Genomic DNA, 14156 nt, shown 5'->3' with positions numbered 1-14156 from the left:
TCCGGCTCCGCTATCGCCTGTCGTCTGCGTGCTTACTGGCTGCACAGCTCAACGATCAATTGTTCTTCCACCGGAATCATCACGTCATCCCGCGTCGGCAGGGCGATGATATCCGCTTCGAGTTTTGCCATGTCCAGCTTCAACCAGTTCTGCAGACCCGCCTCGCCCCGAACTTCCAGCGACCGGCGAATCAGCTTCTGGCTGCGATCGGCGGGCTTGACCGTCACGCGGTCGCCTACCTTCACCAGGTAGCTGGGGATGTCCAGCTTGCGGCCATTCACGTGAATGTGTCCGGTGGAGATCGCCTGTCGGGCCGCGGCGCGGGAGAGGGCAAAGCCCAACTTCTGCACGACGTTGTCCAGGCGGCGTTCCAGGATGCTCAGCAGGGCCGCGCCGGTATTTCCGCGCTGGCGTTCGGCCATGGCGAAGTACTTGCGGAACTGCGTTTCGAAGACGCCGTAGTAGCGTTTCACTTTTTGTTTTTCGCGCAGGCGCACGCCGTATTCGCTACCGCGCCCGCGGCGCCAGCTGTGCTGGCCCGGAGGCATATTGCGCCACTGTTTTTCCATGGCGCACTTGGCGGTTTCACAGCGAGTTCCCTTGAGCATCAGTTTGATGCCCTCGCGTCGGCACAACCTGCATGACGGTCCGGTGTAGCGTCCCATCGTTGACTAAGCTCCCTATCCTGAGCGCCGCGGCGCTTTAGACACGTCGTTTCTTACGCGGGCGGCACCCGTTGTGAGGAATCGGCGTGACATCTTCAATCGAGGAAATTCGTAACCCTGCCGCCTGCAGCGACGTCACGGCGCTTTCGCGCCCGCTGCCGGGGCCTTTCACTCGCACTTCGACTTCGTTAAGTCCCATCTTGCGGACCTTGATGGCCGCCTGTTCCGCCGCGCGCTGGGCGGCAAAGGGCGTGCTCTTGCGCGAGCCCTTGAATCCGACCGTGCCGGCCGACTCCGTCACCAGCACTTCCCCGTCCATGTCGGTGATGGTCACCAGCGTGTTGTTGAAGGTGGCCTTGACGTGGACGATGCCCTTGGCGACGCTGCGCTTGGACTTCTTGCTTTTCTTGGGGGCCGCGGCGGTATCGGCGGCCGGGGCCTCGCCCGATGCCGCGGGCGCGCCAGCCTGCTCGGGGGCCTGTTCTTTTTCCTGTTCCTTTGCCATGGTCTAACGCATCTCCTTAACCGACTTCTTGCCGGCGACGGTCTTGCGGGGGCCCTTGCGGGTGCGGGCGTTGGTCTTGGTGCGCTGTCCGCGCACGGGCAGGCCGCGGCGGTGCCTCAGACCGCGGTAGCAGCCGATGTCCCGCAGGCGGGCAATGTGCTGCTGCACCTGGCGGCGCAACTGACCTTCGATCACAAAGTCGTTGTCGATCATCGTGGCGATCTTCGAGACTTCGTCTTCGGTCAGGTCCTTGGCCTTCTTGTTGACGTCGATCTGCAGTTTCGTGCAGATGTCCAGGGCGATCTTGGACCCGATCCCATGGATGTACTGCAGCGAGATCAACGTCGCTTTCTCGTTCGGAATGTCCACACCTGCCAAACGCGGCATACGATACTCCTTGGCGGCCCCGCACGCGGCGCCGCCGAGCCAGGCATCAGCCCTGGCGCTGTTTATGCTTGGGATTGCTGCAGATGACGCGCACCACGCCCTTGCGGCGCACGACGCGACAATTCTCACACATCCGCTTCACTGACGATTTCACTTTCATGATTAACCTCGTACCGCTCTTTCCGTCACTCCGCCGTCAACACCCGGCAGCCCGTTGCCGTCACTGCCAGCGTGTCTTCAAAGTGAGCCGACGGTTTCCCGTCACGCGTCACCACAGTCCACCCGTCCCGGGCGTACTGCACTGTGCGACGCCCCAGATTCACCATCGGTTCCACCGCCAGCACCAGCCCCTCCACCAGGTCGATGTCCCGACGCCGCAAATCGCCCGAGACGAAGTTCGGAACCTTGGGGTCCTCCCACATCGCCTCGCCGATCCCATGACCGACAAACTCCTGAACCACCGAGAAACCTTCGTCTTCGACATACTGCTGCATGACGGCCGCCACGTCCGACCAGCGCCGCCCCGGACGAACCATCTCCCGCGCCATCGCCAGCGTGTTCCGCGTCACATCCACCAGGCGCTGCACGTCGGGGGGCACCGGGCCGACGACAAACGTCTCAGCCGCGTCGGCACACCAACCGTCCAGGCGCACGCCGAAGTCGATGCTGACGATGTCGCCCGAGCGGATGGCCCGCGTCGAAGGTATCCCGTGGACGACCTCGTCATTGATCGAGGCGCAGATGTAGCCCGGAAAAGGACCGGCCCCGTCTTTTCCGGGGACGCCCTTGAAGAGCCCTTCCGCACCGGCCTGGCGCATGATCCGCTCGGCCTGGTCGTCCAACTCTTTAGTTGTCACGCCCGGAGCGACTCGCTCGCCCAGGGCCTTGAGCACTTGCCGGACAATTCGCCCGGCGCGGCGCATCTTCTCGATCTGCTCGGCAGTCTTGAGCCGGATCGCCATGCGCACCTTTCTACACGTTCCCCAGCGACTCCAGAGCGTCCGTCAGGTCCGCGGTAACGTCTTTGACGTCCTTGTTCCCATCGACGGTCAGCACTGGCAGCTCGCCGCGGCTGCGATAGTAACCCATCACCGGTTCGGTCTGCTGGTGGTACGTATCCAGCCGCTTGGCGACAACCGGTTCGGTATCATCATCCCGCTGCACCAGTTCGGCGCCGCAGGCGTCACACTTCTTGTCATCCTTGGGCGGCATGAACTCGGTGTGGTACACCTTGTTGCACGCCGGGCAGCTTCGCCGCCCGACGATCCGCCGCACGATGGCGTTATCGTCGGCCTGGATCTCCACCACCGCGTCCAGCGGCGAACCGGCCTTGGCCAGCGTCCGGTCCAGCGCCTCGGCCTGGGCGACCGTCCGGGGGAACCCGTCCAGCAGCAGGCCCCGCTTGCTGTCGACGGCGGTGATGGCCTTGGCCATGATCTCGACGACGACATCATCGGGCACCAGTTGCCCGGCATCCATGTACTTCGCCAGCGCCTTGCCCAGTTCCGAGCCCGAGGACTTCTCGGCCCGGAAGATGTCGCCGCTGGACAAGTGCTTCATCCCGTAGCGGTCGGCCAGGCGCTTGGCCTGCGTGCCTTTACCGCTTCCAGGGGGCCCCATCAGGACGATCCTCATGAGTACGCTCCCTTGATGCGGGTGCTGCCGCCCAGGAAGCCGCCGTAGTTTCGCATCACCAACTGCGCCTCGATGCGCTGCACCAGGTCCAGCGCCACCGAGACCATGATCAGAAGACCCGTGCCGCCCAGAAAGGCGGCAATCTGATAGTCGATGTCCAGCACGGCCGCGATGGTCGTGGGCAACACCGCGATGACCGCCAGGAATGCGGCGCCGCAGTAGGTGATGCGTTCCATGACCTTCTCGAGGTACTCCGCCGTCCGCTTGCCCGGACGCATGCCCGGAATGAAGCTGCCGTAGTCGCGCAGTTGCTCGGCCATTTCCTTGGGCTTGAACTGCACGGTCGTCCAGAAGTACGCGAAGAAGAAGATCAGCGCCACTTCCACCACGGCATAGACATAGCTATGGCTCTCGAACGCCGATGCCAGCGCCTGCGTCACCGGGTGAGGCCATGACTGCGCGATCGACTTGAAGATGATTCCGGGGAAGATCATCAACGACGAGGCGAAGATGATGGGCATCACGCCGCCATGGTTGACGCGGAGGGGCAGATGCTGGCGCTGTCCGCCGTAAACCCGCCGCCCGCGGGCATGCTTGGCCTGCTGCACCGGAATGCGACGCTGCGCCTGGGTAATCAGGATCGCACCGGCGACGACGAACACGAACGAGAAGATCAGGAACAGCAGGCGGATCAGGTCGATCTTGCCCGCCCCGGAGCTTCCGGTCAGGCTCAGGTCCGCCTGCGTGATCAGCATCTCGATGGCCCTGGGCAGGCGGGCGAGAATGCCCGCCATGATCAGCAGGCTGATGCCGCTGCCGATGCCGTATTCGTCGATCTGCTCGCCCAGCCACATCAGGAAGATCGTGCCGGCTGTCAGACCGATCACGCCCATGATGAAGATCTGGATGCTGCCTTCGTACTGCCCGTACACCAGCGATTCGCTGCCCGCTGAACCGGGGGCCACCATGATGCGCATCCAGACGATCGCCTGGATCACGCACAGCAGCACCGTGCCGTAGCGGGTGTATTCCTGGATCTTCTTATATCCGGCGGGGCCTTCCTTCTGCAGCTTGGCCAGGCTCGGGACCACCGTGCCCAGCAGTTGCATGATAATCGAGGCCGAAATATACGGCATGATGCCCAGACCGAACAGCGTCGACTGGCTGAGGTTGCCGCCGGTGAGCATGCCTGCGATGGCCATGGCCTGACCGTAGATCCCGCCGCCGAGGTTCTTCGACCACTCGGCAAGAGCTTCTTGATTCAGACCCGGCAGCGGCACGTAGAACCCGATGCGGTAGATGCACAGCAGCCCGATCGTGAAGGCGATCTTTCGGATCAGCTCGGGGATGGCAAAGATGTTCTCCATCACCTGTCGGATGCGAGAAGAGGACCACAGGAAGTAGTAGTAGGCGGCAAAGACACCCAAACCGGCAACGATCCGCAGAATGGGCCTGACCAGCACCTCCGCACCCGCCTGGCGAGTGAGAGACTGATAGATCGTGTCGATCCCGCCGGCAATGAGCCATAGGCCCGTTACCGCCAGAACCACACCTACCGCCAATCTGAAGAATTTGAATGCCATTGGGTTTCGCCTGCTGCTCTTAGACTGCCTGCACCGTCCCGCCCGCCTGGGCGATCTTTTCTGAAGCGGCGGCCGAAAACTTCGAAGCCACCACGGTCAGTTTCTTCTTCATCTGGCCGCTGCCAAGCACCTTGATGGGCAGGGCGGCGTCACTGATCAACCCGGCCGCCAGAAGCGCGGCGGCATCGACGGTGGCGCCATCTTCGAACCGGTCCAGGGCCTCGATATTGACGACCTGGAAGTTCTTTCTGAACGGGTCGTTGGAGAACCCGCGTTTGGGGATGCGTTTGAGCATCGGGTTCGAGCCGCCCTCGAAGCCCAGGTTGAGCTTGTTTCCGGCGCGGGAGTAATAACCCTTGTGTCCGCGGCAGCACGTGCCGCCGTGCCCGCTGCCGTTGCCGCGCCCGAGGCGCTTACGGCTCTTGTGCTTGCCGGCAGTCTTCATGATATCGTCGAGTTTCACAGTTCCACTCCTCGCAGGGCCTTGATGGTCGCCTGCGTGCGCAGCTTCAGCAGCGCGTCGAGCCCGGCCTTAAGCAGGTTCTTGGGCGAAGTCGAACCGTAGGCCTTGGTCAGTACGTCGCTGATTCCCGCTAGTTCGAGCAGGGGGCGAATCTTCTTTCCGGCGATGACGCCGGTACCGTCGGAAGCCGGAACCAGGATCACGCGGCTGGCGCCGCTGTGCCCCCAGACTTCATGGGGGATGGTGCGCCCGTTGAGGGAGACGGTGAACATCTCCTTGCGGGCTTCGGCGATGGCCTTTTCGACGGCCTGGGGCACTTCGTTGGCCTTGCCGTAGCCGATGCCGATCTGCCCGCGGCGGTCGCCGACGACCACCAGGGCGGCGAAGCTGAACCGCCGTCCGCCTTTGACCACTTTGCTGCAGCGATAGATCTGGACGACGGAATCTTCCATTCCGCCTTCCATCTCGTCACGGCCGCCTTGTCGTTTTTGGAACGCCACTAGGGTTGCTCCTGTCTACTTAGAACTCCAGCCCGCCCTTGCGGGCGGCGTCGGCCAGTTCTTTGATACGCCCGTGAAAGGCGTAACCGTTGCGGTCGAATACGACCTTTTTGATGCCTGCCTGAACGGCCTTGGCCGCCAGGGCCGCCCCGACGACCTGAGCGGCTTTGCGGTTTCCGCCAATGGCCTGTTCGATCAGGGCCTCTTCCAGCGAAGAGGCGGCCACCAGCGTGTTTCCTGCCGCGTCGTCGATCAGTTGGGCGTAGATGTTCTTGTGGCTGCGGAAGACCGTCAGGCGGGGCCTCTGGGCCGATCCGCTGACGAGCTTGCGGACGTGACGCTTGCGCCGCTGCTGCCGAACTATCTTCTTTTTCATCGCCTTCATGGTTGTCTATGCCTTGCTTGATGAATCCTTCGTGGCACAGGCCTTCCAGCCTGTGACCGGCACAGCGGGGAAAGGCTGTGCCCACGGACGGACTAGCCGCCGGCCCCGGCGCCGGCAAAGGCCTTGCCGACCTTGCGCCGCACGTGCTCTCCGGCGTAACGGATGCCCTTGCCCTTGTACGGTTCGGGCTTGCGGGCTTTTCGCACCCGCGCTGCAAACTCGCCGACCATCTGCTTGTCGGGCCCGCTGACGGTGACGCGAGCGGGCTCGTTGTCGCCGCGGGCCTGCGGGACCGTCACGTCCACCTTCAGACCCTGGGGGATGTTGAACACCACCGGGTGGCTCTTGCCGCAGTTGACCGTCAGCTTCGTCCCGGCCATCTGCAGACCGTAGCCCACGCCGTAGACCTCAAGGCTCTTGCTGTAGCCCTTGAAGCAGCCTTCGACCATGTTGGCGACAAGGCTGCGGGTCAGGCCGTGCAAAGCCCGACTGAGGCGCTCGTCGTTGGCACGGGCGACGGTGACGACCTTGGCGGCTTCGTCGACCGTCACGGACACCTCCGGGCGGTGCTCCCAGGAGAGCTTGCCCACCGGGCCCTCGACGCTGACGGTGCGTCCGGACAGGGCGATCTTGACGCCCTTGGGAATCGCTATTGGTTTCATTCCGATGCGTGACATAACACTACTCGCTTAGCAGACGGTGCAGAGCACTTCGCCGCCGATTTTTTCACTGCGACAGCGCCGATCGCTCATCACGCCCTTGGAGGTCGAGACGATGACGATTCCCATGCCGTTCATCGGCTTGGGCAGCTCGCCCACGCCGCTGTACACGCGGCGACCGGGTTTGCTGACGCGCTTGATTTCCGTGACCACTTCCTCGCCGTTGGGGCCGTACTTGAGGTACACCCGCAACAGGCCCTGGGGGGTATTGTCCTCGACGCACTGAAAGTCGTCGATGTACCCTTCGTCCTTGAGCGTCTGGGCGATGCCCTGGCAGACTCCCGAGGCCTTGATGTTGGTGACTTTCTGTCCCGCCCGCAATGCGTTGCGGATTCGGGTCAGCATGTCGGCTATTGGATCCTGAAGACTCATCTCGCGTTCCCTTTACCAGCTTGATTTTTTCATGCCCGGGATCTTGCCCTGGTGGGCCAGGCTCCGCAGGCAGATGCGGCAGATGCGGAACTTGCGGTAGACCGCTCGGGGCCGGCCGCACAACTGACACCGCCGCACGATCCGCGTGCTGAACTTCGGCGGGCGCTTCGACTTTTCCACTTGTCCCTTGGTAGCCATGCAATCGGTCCCTTGTTACTGGTCTTCGGTACGGAACGGCAGCCCTAGCAGGCTCAACAGCGCCCGGGCCTCTTCGTCGGTCTTGGCCGAAGTATGCATCGCGATATTCATGCCCTGCGTGAAGGTCAGCTTGGCCGGATCGATCTCCGGAAAGACCGACTGCTCCACCAGACCCATGTTGTAGTTGCCGCGTCCGTCGAAGGCCGAAGGGTTGAGCCCGCGGAAGTCCTTCACGCGCGGGATCGCCAGCGACACCAGGCGGTCGAGGAATTCCCACATCCGCTCGCGCCGCAGCGTCACCTTCAGACCCACCTTCATGCCCTGGCGGAGTTTGAAGTTGCTGATCGAGACCTTCGCCAGCGTCACCACCGGACGCTGACCGGTGATGTCGGCCAACTGCTGCAGCGCCGTGTCCAGGTGGGCCTGGTCGGTGCTGGCCTGGCCGATGCCCATCGAGACCACGATCTTTTCGAGGCGCGGGATGGCCATGCGGTTCTTGTAACCGAACTGCTCGGTCAATGCCCCTGCCACGTGCTGGCTGTATTGTTCCAGAAGCCTTGGAGTCATCGTGACCACCTATTTGGTCGCCTTCTTGACGGCGCCGAGCGACTGCCCGCTCTTGCGAGCGACGCGGTCTTTGGCGCCATCGGGGTTAACGGTGTATCCCACGCGCGTGGGCTGGTTGGTCTTGGGGTCGATGGGCAGCACGTTGGAAATGTGAATGGGCATTTCCTTCTGGATGCGCCCGCCCTTGGGATGCTGGCGCGAGGGCTTGAGGTGTCGGTACACCCGGTTGACGCCCTGCACGATCACGCGCTGCGACTCGGGCAGCACGCGCAGCACTTCGCCGCTCTTGCCGCGGTCGTCGCCGGCAATGACGGACACCATGTCGCCTTTTTTTACATGCAATGCCATCGCTCTACACCACCTCAGCCGCCAGTGAGACGATCTTCATGAAATTCTTCTCGCGCAGTTCACGGGCGACGGCCCCGAAGATGCGCGTGCCTTTGGGGTTGCCTTCCTCATCGATGAGCACGGCCGCGTTCTCGTCGAACTTGACGTAGCTGCCGTCGCTGCGGCGGACGGGGAACGTCGTGCGGACGATCACGCACCGCACCACGGTTCCGGCCTTGACGTCCGAGCCCGGCAGGGCCTTCTTCACCGAGCAGATGATGATGTCGCCCAGGCTGGCCGTGCGGCGGGTAAATCCGCCGCGCCGCGTGGAACCGCCCAGCACCTTGATGGTGCCCACCACCTGCGCGCCGCTGTTGTCGGCCACACTCATTCGTGTCTGTTGCTGGATCACGTCTGTTAACCTCGCCGCTACGATTGGGCCGCAGCGCTGCTGCTGATAATGCGCACCAGGCGCCAACTCTTGGTCTTGCTGAGCCGCCGGCAGGGCACGATCTCGACCGTGTCGCCGACTTTGGCGGCATTGGCGGCGTCATGGACAGCCAGCTTCGTGCGCCGCCGGACGTATTTACCGTAAACCGGATGCTGCACCATCTGCTCCAGCAGGACGCTGATGGTCTGCTTTCCGCTGATGGTGCGGACCTTGCCGGTCTTGGGCGAATGCAGGGTGGGCGTGTTGGATTGTTCAAGACTGGTCATGGCTACGCCTTGGCCTCCTGAGCGGTTCCGGCGGTGTTCAGAAGCTCGCGCTCCCGCTGCACCATCAGGATCCGCGCGATGTCCCGCTTGGCCTTGGTGACCAGGGTCGGGTCTTCCAGTTTCTCGGTGACGGCCTGGGCATGCAGGTCGAACACGTGCCGTCTCAGGCGCGCCAGTTCCGTCTGGAGTTCTTCGCCGTTCAAAGCTCGAATATCATTGATCTTCATGGGGACAGTATCCTGCTCTACATTCGCCGACGGTGAACCAGGCGGCAGCGGACGGGCATCTTGTGGGCGATGCGCCGCAGGGCGCTCTTGGCCGTCTCTTCGTCCACGCCGCCGATCTCAAAGAGGATCGTTCCGGGCTTGACCCGGGCGACCCATTCTTTCGTCTCGCCTTTGCCCTTGCCCATGCGGGTCTCGAGCGGTTTGGCGCTGATGGGCTTGTCCGGGAACACCCGGATGTATACGCGCCCTTCGCGGTGCAGATAGTGGGTGGCCGCCACGCGCCCGGCTTCGAGCTGCCTGGCCGTCACCCAGCAGGTGTCCATCGACTGGACACCCACGTCGCCAAACGACACGGTATGGCCGCGAGTGGCCTTTCCGGTCATCTTCCCGCGCATCTGCTTGCGGTGCTTAATACGTTTGGGCATCAATGCCATGGGTACACCTGATCTTTATTGCTGGTCCTGCTTGGGTTGGTCCTGAGCGGGCGCCTGGCCTCGGCCCTGCTGTTCGCCGCCACGGCCTTGGCCTGGGCCTCGAGGCCGTCCGCCGCGCCCGCCGCCGCCACCGCCACCACCGGGTCCGCCGCCACCGGGGCGACGACGACGACGCATAGCGTCTTCGGCGCCGGGCTGAGGCTCCAGGGGCGCTTCGCCGAATCGTCCGCGATACACCCACACCTTGACGCCGATGGCGCCGTAGGTGGTGAAACTCGTCGTAAAACCGTAGTCCACGTCGGCGTCAAGCGTATGCAGCGGAACGCTGCCCATCACCTTCGTCTCGCGACGGGCGATCTCAGCGCCGCCGAGACGTCCGCTGACGGCGATCTTGATGCCGCGAGCGCCGGCCTGCATCGTCTGCTCAGCCCGCTGCTTCATGGTGCGGCGGAAGCTGGCGCGGCGGCGGAGCTGGTCGCTGATCGCCTCGGCCACCAGCATCGCGTCCAGGTCCGGCGAGCGGATCTCGACGATGTTGATGTTGACGCGGCGGTCGGTGAGCTCTTCCAGCGACTCGCGCAGCTTGTCCACCTCGGCGCCCTTGGGTCCGATGACCAGGCCGGGACGGGCGGTCTTGAGGATGATCTTGACCTCTTCCCGCGTCCGCTCGATCTCGATCGAGCTGATGCCGGCGTATGGCGGCTGACGGTTGAGCATCTTGTCGACGAACCGTCGCAGCCGCTCATCCTCGACCAGGAACTCGCCGTAGTTGCTCTTGGGAGCGAACCAGCGGCTCTTCCAGCCCAGGGTGACTCCGGTTCGAAAACCGGTAGGATTAACCTTTTGACCCATGCGTGCCTCGCCTTACCTGGCCGCCTGCGCGGCAGCGTGTTGCTCGACCGTCACGACAATGTGACTGGTGCGTTTCAGAATCGGATGCGCCCGCCCGCGATCCTTGGGCTGCCAACGCTTCATCGTCGGACCTTCGTCGATCCGCGCTTCGGAGACGAACAGCGCCTCGGTGTCGGCCTCGCCCTCGTTGGCGCTGGCGATGGCGCTGGCCAGCACTTTGCGGATCATCACCGCCGCGCGGTGGGGCATGAACTCCAGGAGGTTCATCGCCTCCTGCACTTCGCGCCCGCGGATGACGTCGACCACCAGCCTCGCCTTGCGGGCGCTGATCCGAGCGAATCGATGTTTTGCCTTCCAGGCCATCTCACAACTCCGGGGGAATTACGATCCCGCTGCAGCCGCTGCTTCTTTGCTGCGGCCGCCGCTATGCCCACGGAAGATACGCGTGGGGCTGAACTCGCCGAGCTTGTGCCCGACCATGTCTTCTGTCACGAAGACCTTATTGAACGCCTTGCCGTTATGCACCATGAACGTGCGCCCGATGAACTCGGGAACGATGGTGCAGGACCGCGCCCAGGTCTTGATGGGCTCGGTGCTGCCGCTGTCCAGGGCTTTCTGGACCTTCCCGAACAGCGTGGCGTCTACGTAAGGACCTTTTTTTGCGCTTCGAGTCATCGCCGTCTATCTCGCAATCTAGAGAACCAGTTGGCCGTTGCGGACGTTGCGCCTCCGGCGCAGGATCATCTTGCTCGTCGTCTTGCGGCGGCGGCGCGTCTTGCCGCCCTTGGACAGCTTGCCCGTCGGGCTGACCGGGTGGCGTCCGCCGCTGCGCCGCCCTTCGCCGCCGCCCATCGGGTGAGCGACCGGGTTCATCGCGCTGCCGCGAACCGTCGGACGGATGCCCATGTGGCGCTTGCGTCCGGCCTTGCCCCAGCGGATGCCCTGGTGCTCGATGTTGCCCAGTTGCCCGATGGTGGCGCGGCACTGGACGTTGACCATTCGCATTTCGCCCGAAGGCAGGATCAGGTGGGCCATCTTGCCCTCGCGGGCCTGCAGGCGGGCGACGCCGCCGGCCGATCGCACCATCTTGCCGCCCTGCCCGGGCTGCATCTCGATATTGTGCACTTCCAGACCCAGGGGAATATTCGCCAGAGGCAGGCAGTTGCCCACGCGCGGTTCGCTGGCCGGACCGGAGTATAGCTTCTGCCCGACCTTGAGCCCCGCCGGGGCCAGAATGTATGTCACGGTCGCGTCTTCGTACTTGACCAGGGCAATGTTGCAGCTTCGGTTGGGATCGTACTCGACGGTCATGACTTCGGCCGCCTGACCGTCGCGGTTGCGCTTGAAGTCGATGATGCGGTACATCCGCTTGTGCCCGCCGCCGTGGTGGCGGCAGGTGATAAAGCCCTGGTTGTTTCGCCCGCCGGTCTTCTTGGCCGGGACCAGCAGCGATTTCGTCGGCTTCGTGCAGGTCACGTCCGAGTACGTATTGACCGAGCTGTTTCGTCGGCCGGCGGACGTTCGATTGTAGATCTTAATAGGCATCGTCAGGTAATCCTGGTTGGGCTAGAACAGGTCGATGCGGTATTCGTCTTTGAGCACGACCACGGCTTTCTTCCAGTGGCGGGTGCGTCCGACGCGGAACTTCGTGCGGCGCGGCTTGCCCTTGCGGTTGGCCGTTCGCACCTCATCGACCTTCACGTTGTACAGTTGCTCGACGGCCTGGCGGATCTGCGCCTTGTTGGCCGTGGCTTCGACTTCAAACGCGTAGGCGTTTCGGGTCTCGCTCTGGTGGGTACCCTTTTCGGTCACCAGCGGGCGGATAATCACGCTGTGGATTTCAGTCTTCACGCCTGCACCTCCCGGCTGGTCAGGGCGGTCATGGCCTCGACCGTCACCAGCATCTTCTGGCGGGTGGCCACGTCGAAGGCGTTGAGCTCTTCGGTGATCCGGACAGTCAGGTCGGCGATGTTGCGGCTGGACAGATACAGCGAGTTGTCTCGCTGAGGGATGGTCAGCAGGCAAGAGCGGTTGATCTGGAGGCTCTTGAGGACGCCGGCCATCGTCTTGGTGCTGGGCTTCTCCATGGCCAAGCCCTCGACCACCATCAGGTTGTTGCCCTGGATCTTGGCCAGGATGGCCGAGTCAAGAGCGGCCTTGCGCATCTGGCGGGGCAGTTTCTGGCGGTACTCTCGGGGCTGCTTGGCGAAGGCCACGCCGCCGCCGCGCATCACGTTGGTGCGGACGTTTCCGCGGCGGGCGTTGCCAGTGCCCTTCTGACGGTAAAGTTTGCGAGTCGAACCGGCGACCATTCCGCGCGAGCGGGTGGCCACGGTGCCCTGGCGACGGTTGGCGTGATAAGCGACCACCGCCTGCTTGAGCAGCGCCGTGTTGACATGGCGCCCGAACAGCGCCTCGTCAATCTCCAGCGTGCGAGTCTTCTCGCCCTTCATGTTGTATACGGGTACTTCCAGCATGGTCGATTATCCAGTTCAGGCCGGGGCCGCGGCGGCGGTTTTGCTGGCACGGAGGAACAGGTATCCCCCAGCCGGTCCGGGCAGCGGTCCCTTGATCAGCAGCAGATTGTTTTCCTTGTCGATGCGGATGATGCGGTGGTTGCGGCTGGTGCAGCGCACCGAGCCCATGTGACCGCCCATCCGCTTGCCTTTTTTGGGCTTGGGGCCGGTGCCGGCCTGCGTGGCATGCGAGCAGATGGAGCCGGGGCTGCGGTGTTTGCGTTCGCAACCGTGGCTGGCGGGCATGCCTTTGAAGTGGTGTCGGACCATGGGGCCCTGAAACCCTTTGCCCTTGCTGGTGCCGATGACGTCGATCTTGCCGACGCCTTCAAACACTTCTACCGTCAGCGTGGCGCCGGCGGCGACGTCGGCGTCGGCGGCGGCCAGGCGATATTCCTTCACGAACCGCTTGGCGGAGGTTCCGGCCTTGGCGGCGTGCCCGGCGGCGGGCTTGGTCTCGCGATGGTTCTTGAAGTCGTCAAAACCGATCTGGACGGCTTCGTAACCTTCCCGCTGGGCGTTCTTGATCTGCAGCACGCTGCAGGGTCCAGCCTGCACCACCGTCACCGGATGCAGCACGCCCTGGTCGTCGTAGACCTGGGTCATGCCGATTTTTTTTCCTAACAGTGCCGCTATCATGGTTATGCCTCAACTCGCGTGAGCGCCGTAAGCGTCACGTCATGCCTTAATCTTGATGAACACGCCGGCCGGAACCACCAGGCGGTTGAGCGCCTCGACGGTACGAACGGTCGGCTCGTAGATGTCGATGATCCGCTTGTGGGTGCGCATCTCGAACTGCTCGCGCGACTTCTTATCCACGTGTGGGCTGCGCAGCACCGTATAGCGCTCGATGCGCGTCGGCAGCGGCACCGGACCGCAGACCCGGGCGCCCGTGCGCTCGGCGTGGTCGACGATTTCCTTGGCCGAGGAATCCAGGGCCCGGTGGTCGTATGCTTCCATCCGAATGCGTATCTTGTCGTGAACCATCGATCGCTTGCTCCAATGCCTGTCTACCGGCGCAGGCGGACTACTGCCGGAACCTTCTATGGGCGGAAGATACCGACCAAGGTGCAGAGTCGTCTAAATCTAAGCATATTTTTCTCA

27 protein-coding genes are annotated in these 14156 nt (G+C 63.4%); all 27 read right to left on the bottom strand.

Annotated elements, in window-relative coordinates; genetic code table 11:
* Positions 1 to 32 precede the first annotated feature (32 nt).
* Positions 33 to 665 (bottom strand): 30S ribosomal protein S4, encoded by a 633-nt coding sequence (gene rpsD, locus ABFD92_15445; protein ID MEN6505933.1) that lies wholly within the window; start codon positions 663 to 665, stop codon positions 33 to 35.
* Positions 666 to 702: 37 nt separating this feature from the next.
* The gene (gene rpsK, locus ABFD92_15440) at positions 703 to 1170 is read right to left on the bottom strand and encodes a 30S ribosomal protein S11 (GenBank protein ID MEN6505932.1); all 468 of its coding nucleotides are present in this window, start codon (positions 1168 to 1170) and stop codon (positions 703 to 705) included.
* Positions 1171 to 1173: 3 nt separating this feature from the next.
* The gene (gene rpsM / locus ABFD92_15435) at positions 1174 to 1557 is read right to left on the bottom strand and encodes a 30S ribosomal protein S13 (GenBank protein MEN6505931.1); all 384 of its coding nucleotides are present in this window, start codon (positions 1555 to 1557) and stop codon (positions 1174 to 1176) included.
* 46 nt (positions 1558 to 1603) lie between these two features.
* Positions 1604 to 1717: a 50S ribosomal protein L36 gene (gene rpmJ / locus ABFD92_15430; protein ID MEN6505930.1), complete on the bottom strand. Its 114-nt coding sequence runs from the start codon at positions 1715 to 1717 to the stop codon at positions 1604 to 1606.
* 25 nt (positions 1718 to 1742) lie between these two features.
* Positions 1743 to 2519, bottom strand: a complete 777-nt coding sequence (gene map / locus ABFD92_15425) for a type I methionyl aminopeptidase (GenBank protein MEN6505929.1) — start codon at positions 2517 to 2519, stop codon at positions 1743 to 1745.
* Positions 2520 to 2529: 10 nt separating this feature from the next.
* Complete coding sequence (locus tag ABFD92_15420; GenBank protein MEN6505928.1) at positions 2530 to 3192, bottom strand: adenylate kinase; 663 nt, start codon at positions 3190 to 3192, stop codon at positions 2530 to 2532.
* Positions 3189 to 4559 (bottom strand): preprotein translocase subunit SecY, encoded by a 1371-nt coding sequence (gene secY, locus ABFD92_15415; GenBank protein MEN6505927.1) that lies wholly within the window; start codon positions 4557 to 4559, stop codon positions 3189 to 3191. The genes ABFD92_15420 and secY overlap by 4 nt, the downstream gene beginning before the upstream one ends.
* Positions 4560 to 4794: 235 nt before the next feature.
* Positions 4795 to 5238 (bottom strand): 50S ribosomal protein L15, encoded by a 444-nt coding sequence (gene rplO / locus ABFD92_15410; GenBank protein MEN6505926.1) that lies wholly within the window; start codon positions 5236 to 5238, stop codon positions 4795 to 4797.
* Positions 5235 to 5702 carry a 30S ribosomal protein S5 gene (rpsE, locus tag ABFD92_15405; protein MEN6505925.1) on the bottom strand — a complete coding sequence of 156 codons (468 nt, stop codon included), beginning with the start codon at positions 5700 to 5702 and terminating at the stop codon, positions 5235 to 5237. Before rpsE ends, rplO begins: the two co-directional genes overlap by 4 nt.
* Before the next feature lie 55 nt (positions 5703 to 5757).
* The gene (gene rplR / locus ABFD92_15400) at positions 5758 to 6114 is read right to left on the bottom strand and encodes a 50S ribosomal protein L18 (protein MEN6505924.1); all 357 of its coding nucleotides are present in this window, start codon (positions 6112 to 6114) and stop codon (positions 5758 to 5760) included.
* 101 nt (positions 6115 to 6215) lie between these two features.
* On the bottom strand, positions 6216 to 6800 hold the full coding sequence (rplF, locus tag ABFD92_15395) for a 50S ribosomal protein L6 (protein ID MEN6505923.1): 585 nt from the start codon (positions 6798 to 6800) through the stop codon (positions 6216 to 6218).
* A gap of 12 nt (positions 6801 to 6812) precedes the next feature.
* Complete coding sequence (gene rpsH / locus ABFD92_15390) at positions 6813 to 7214, bottom strand: 30S ribosomal protein S8 (GenBank protein MEN6505922.1); 402 nt, start codon at positions 7212 to 7214, stop codon at positions 6813 to 6815.
* 12 nt (positions 7215 to 7226) lie between these two features.
* The gene (locus ABFD92_15385) at positions 7227 to 7412 is read right to left on the bottom strand and encodes a type Z 30S ribosomal protein S14 (GenBank protein ID MEN6505921.1); all 186 of its coding nucleotides are present in this window, start codon (positions 7410 to 7412) and stop codon (positions 7227 to 7229) included.
* Positions 7413 to 7427: 15 nt separating this feature from the next.
* The gene (gene rplE / locus ABFD92_15380; protein MEN6505920.1) at positions 7428 to 7979 is read right to left on the bottom strand and encodes a 50S ribosomal protein L5; all 552 of its coding nucleotides are present in this window, start codon (positions 7977 to 7979) and stop codon (positions 7428 to 7430) included.
* A 9-nt stretch (positions 7980 to 7988) separates the two neighbouring features.
* Positions 7989 to 8321, bottom strand: a complete 333-nt coding sequence (gene rplX, locus ABFD92_15375; protein MEN6505919.1) for a 50S ribosomal protein L24 — start codon at positions 8319 to 8321, stop codon at positions 7989 to 7991.
* 10 nt (positions 8322 to 8331) lie between these two features.
* A complete protein-coding gene (gene rplN / locus ABFD92_15370) occupies positions 8332 to 8718 on the bottom strand; it encodes a 50S ribosomal protein L14 (GenBank protein MEN6505918.1) in 387 nt (128 codons plus the stop codon).
* A 17-nt stretch (positions 8719 to 8735) separates the two neighbouring features.
* The gene (rpsQ, locus tag ABFD92_15365; protein MEN6505917.1) at positions 8736 to 9023 is read right to left on the bottom strand and encodes a 30S ribosomal protein S17; all 288 of its coding nucleotides are present in this window, start codon (positions 9021 to 9023) and stop codon (positions 8736 to 8738) included.
* 2 nt (positions 9024 to 9025) lie between these two features.
* Positions 9026 to 9250: a 50S ribosomal protein L29 gene (gene rpmC, locus ABFD92_15360; protein ID MEN6505916.1), complete on the bottom strand. Its 225-nt coding sequence runs from the start codon at positions 9248 to 9250 to the stop codon at positions 9026 to 9028.
* Between the two features lie 17 nt (positions 9251 to 9267).
* A complete protein-coding gene (rplP, locus tag ABFD92_15355; protein MEN6505915.1) occupies positions 9268 to 9684 on the bottom strand; it encodes a 50S ribosomal protein L16 in 417 nt (138 codons plus the stop codon).
* A 15-nt stretch (positions 9685 to 9699) separates the two neighbouring features.
* A complete protein-coding gene (rpsC, locus tag ABFD92_15350) occupies positions 9700 to 10536 on the bottom strand; it encodes a 30S ribosomal protein S3 (protein ID MEN6505914.1) in 837 nt (278 codons plus the stop codon).
* 12 nt (positions 10537 to 10548) lie between these two features.
* The gene (gene rplV, locus ABFD92_15345) at positions 10549 to 10899 is read right to left on the bottom strand and encodes a 50S ribosomal protein L22 (protein MEN6505913.1); all 351 of its coding nucleotides are present in this window, start codon (positions 10897 to 10899) and stop codon (positions 10549 to 10551) included.
* Positions 10900 to 10917: 18 nt separating this feature from the next.
* Positions 10918 to 11211 carry a 30S ribosomal protein S19 gene (rpsS, locus tag ABFD92_15340; GenBank protein MEN6505912.1) on the bottom strand — a complete coding sequence of 98 codons (294 nt, stop codon included), beginning with the start codon at positions 11209 to 11211 and terminating at the stop codon, positions 10918 to 10920.
* An 18-nt stretch (positions 11212 to 11229) separates the two neighbouring features.
* A complete protein-coding gene (gene rplB / locus ABFD92_15335) occupies positions 11230 to 12081 on the bottom strand; it encodes a 50S ribosomal protein L2 (protein MEN6505911.1) in 852 nt (283 codons plus the stop codon).
* Between the two features lie 21 nt (positions 12082 to 12102).
* On the bottom strand, positions 12103 to 12387 hold the full coding sequence (rplW, locus tag ABFD92_15330; GenBank protein ID MEN6505910.1) for a 50S ribosomal protein L23: 285 nt from the start codon (positions 12385 to 12387) through the stop codon (positions 12103 to 12105).
* On the bottom strand, positions 12384 to 13013 hold the full coding sequence (gene rplD / locus ABFD92_15325) for a 50S ribosomal protein L4 (protein ID MEN6505909.1): 630 nt from the start codon (positions 13011 to 13013) through the stop codon (positions 12384 to 12386). The genes rplW and rplD overlap by 4 nt, the downstream gene beginning before the upstream one ends.
* 15 nt (positions 13014 to 13028) lie before the next feature.
* Positions 13029 to 13691: a 50S ribosomal protein L3 gene (rplC, locus tag ABFD92_15320; protein MEN6505908.1), complete on the bottom strand. Its 663-nt coding sequence runs from the start codon at positions 13689 to 13691 to the stop codon at positions 13029 to 13031.
* Positions 13692 to 13730: 39 nt separating this feature from the next.
* On the bottom strand, positions 13731 to 14039 hold the full coding sequence (gene rpsJ / locus ABFD92_15315; GenBank protein MEN6505907.1) for a 30S ribosomal protein S10: 309 nt from the start codon (positions 14037 to 14039) through the stop codon (positions 13731 to 13733).
* Positions 14040 to 14156 lie beyond the last annotated feature (117 nt).

The organism is Planctomycetaceae bacterium, from assembly GCA_039680605.1.
Lineage (GTDB): Bacteria > Planctomycetota > Phycisphaerae > SM23-33 > SM23-33 > JAJFUU01.
The sequence above is the reverse complement of the archived record's forward strand: the minus strand, read 5'-3'. Positions and strand labels throughout refer to the sequence as shown.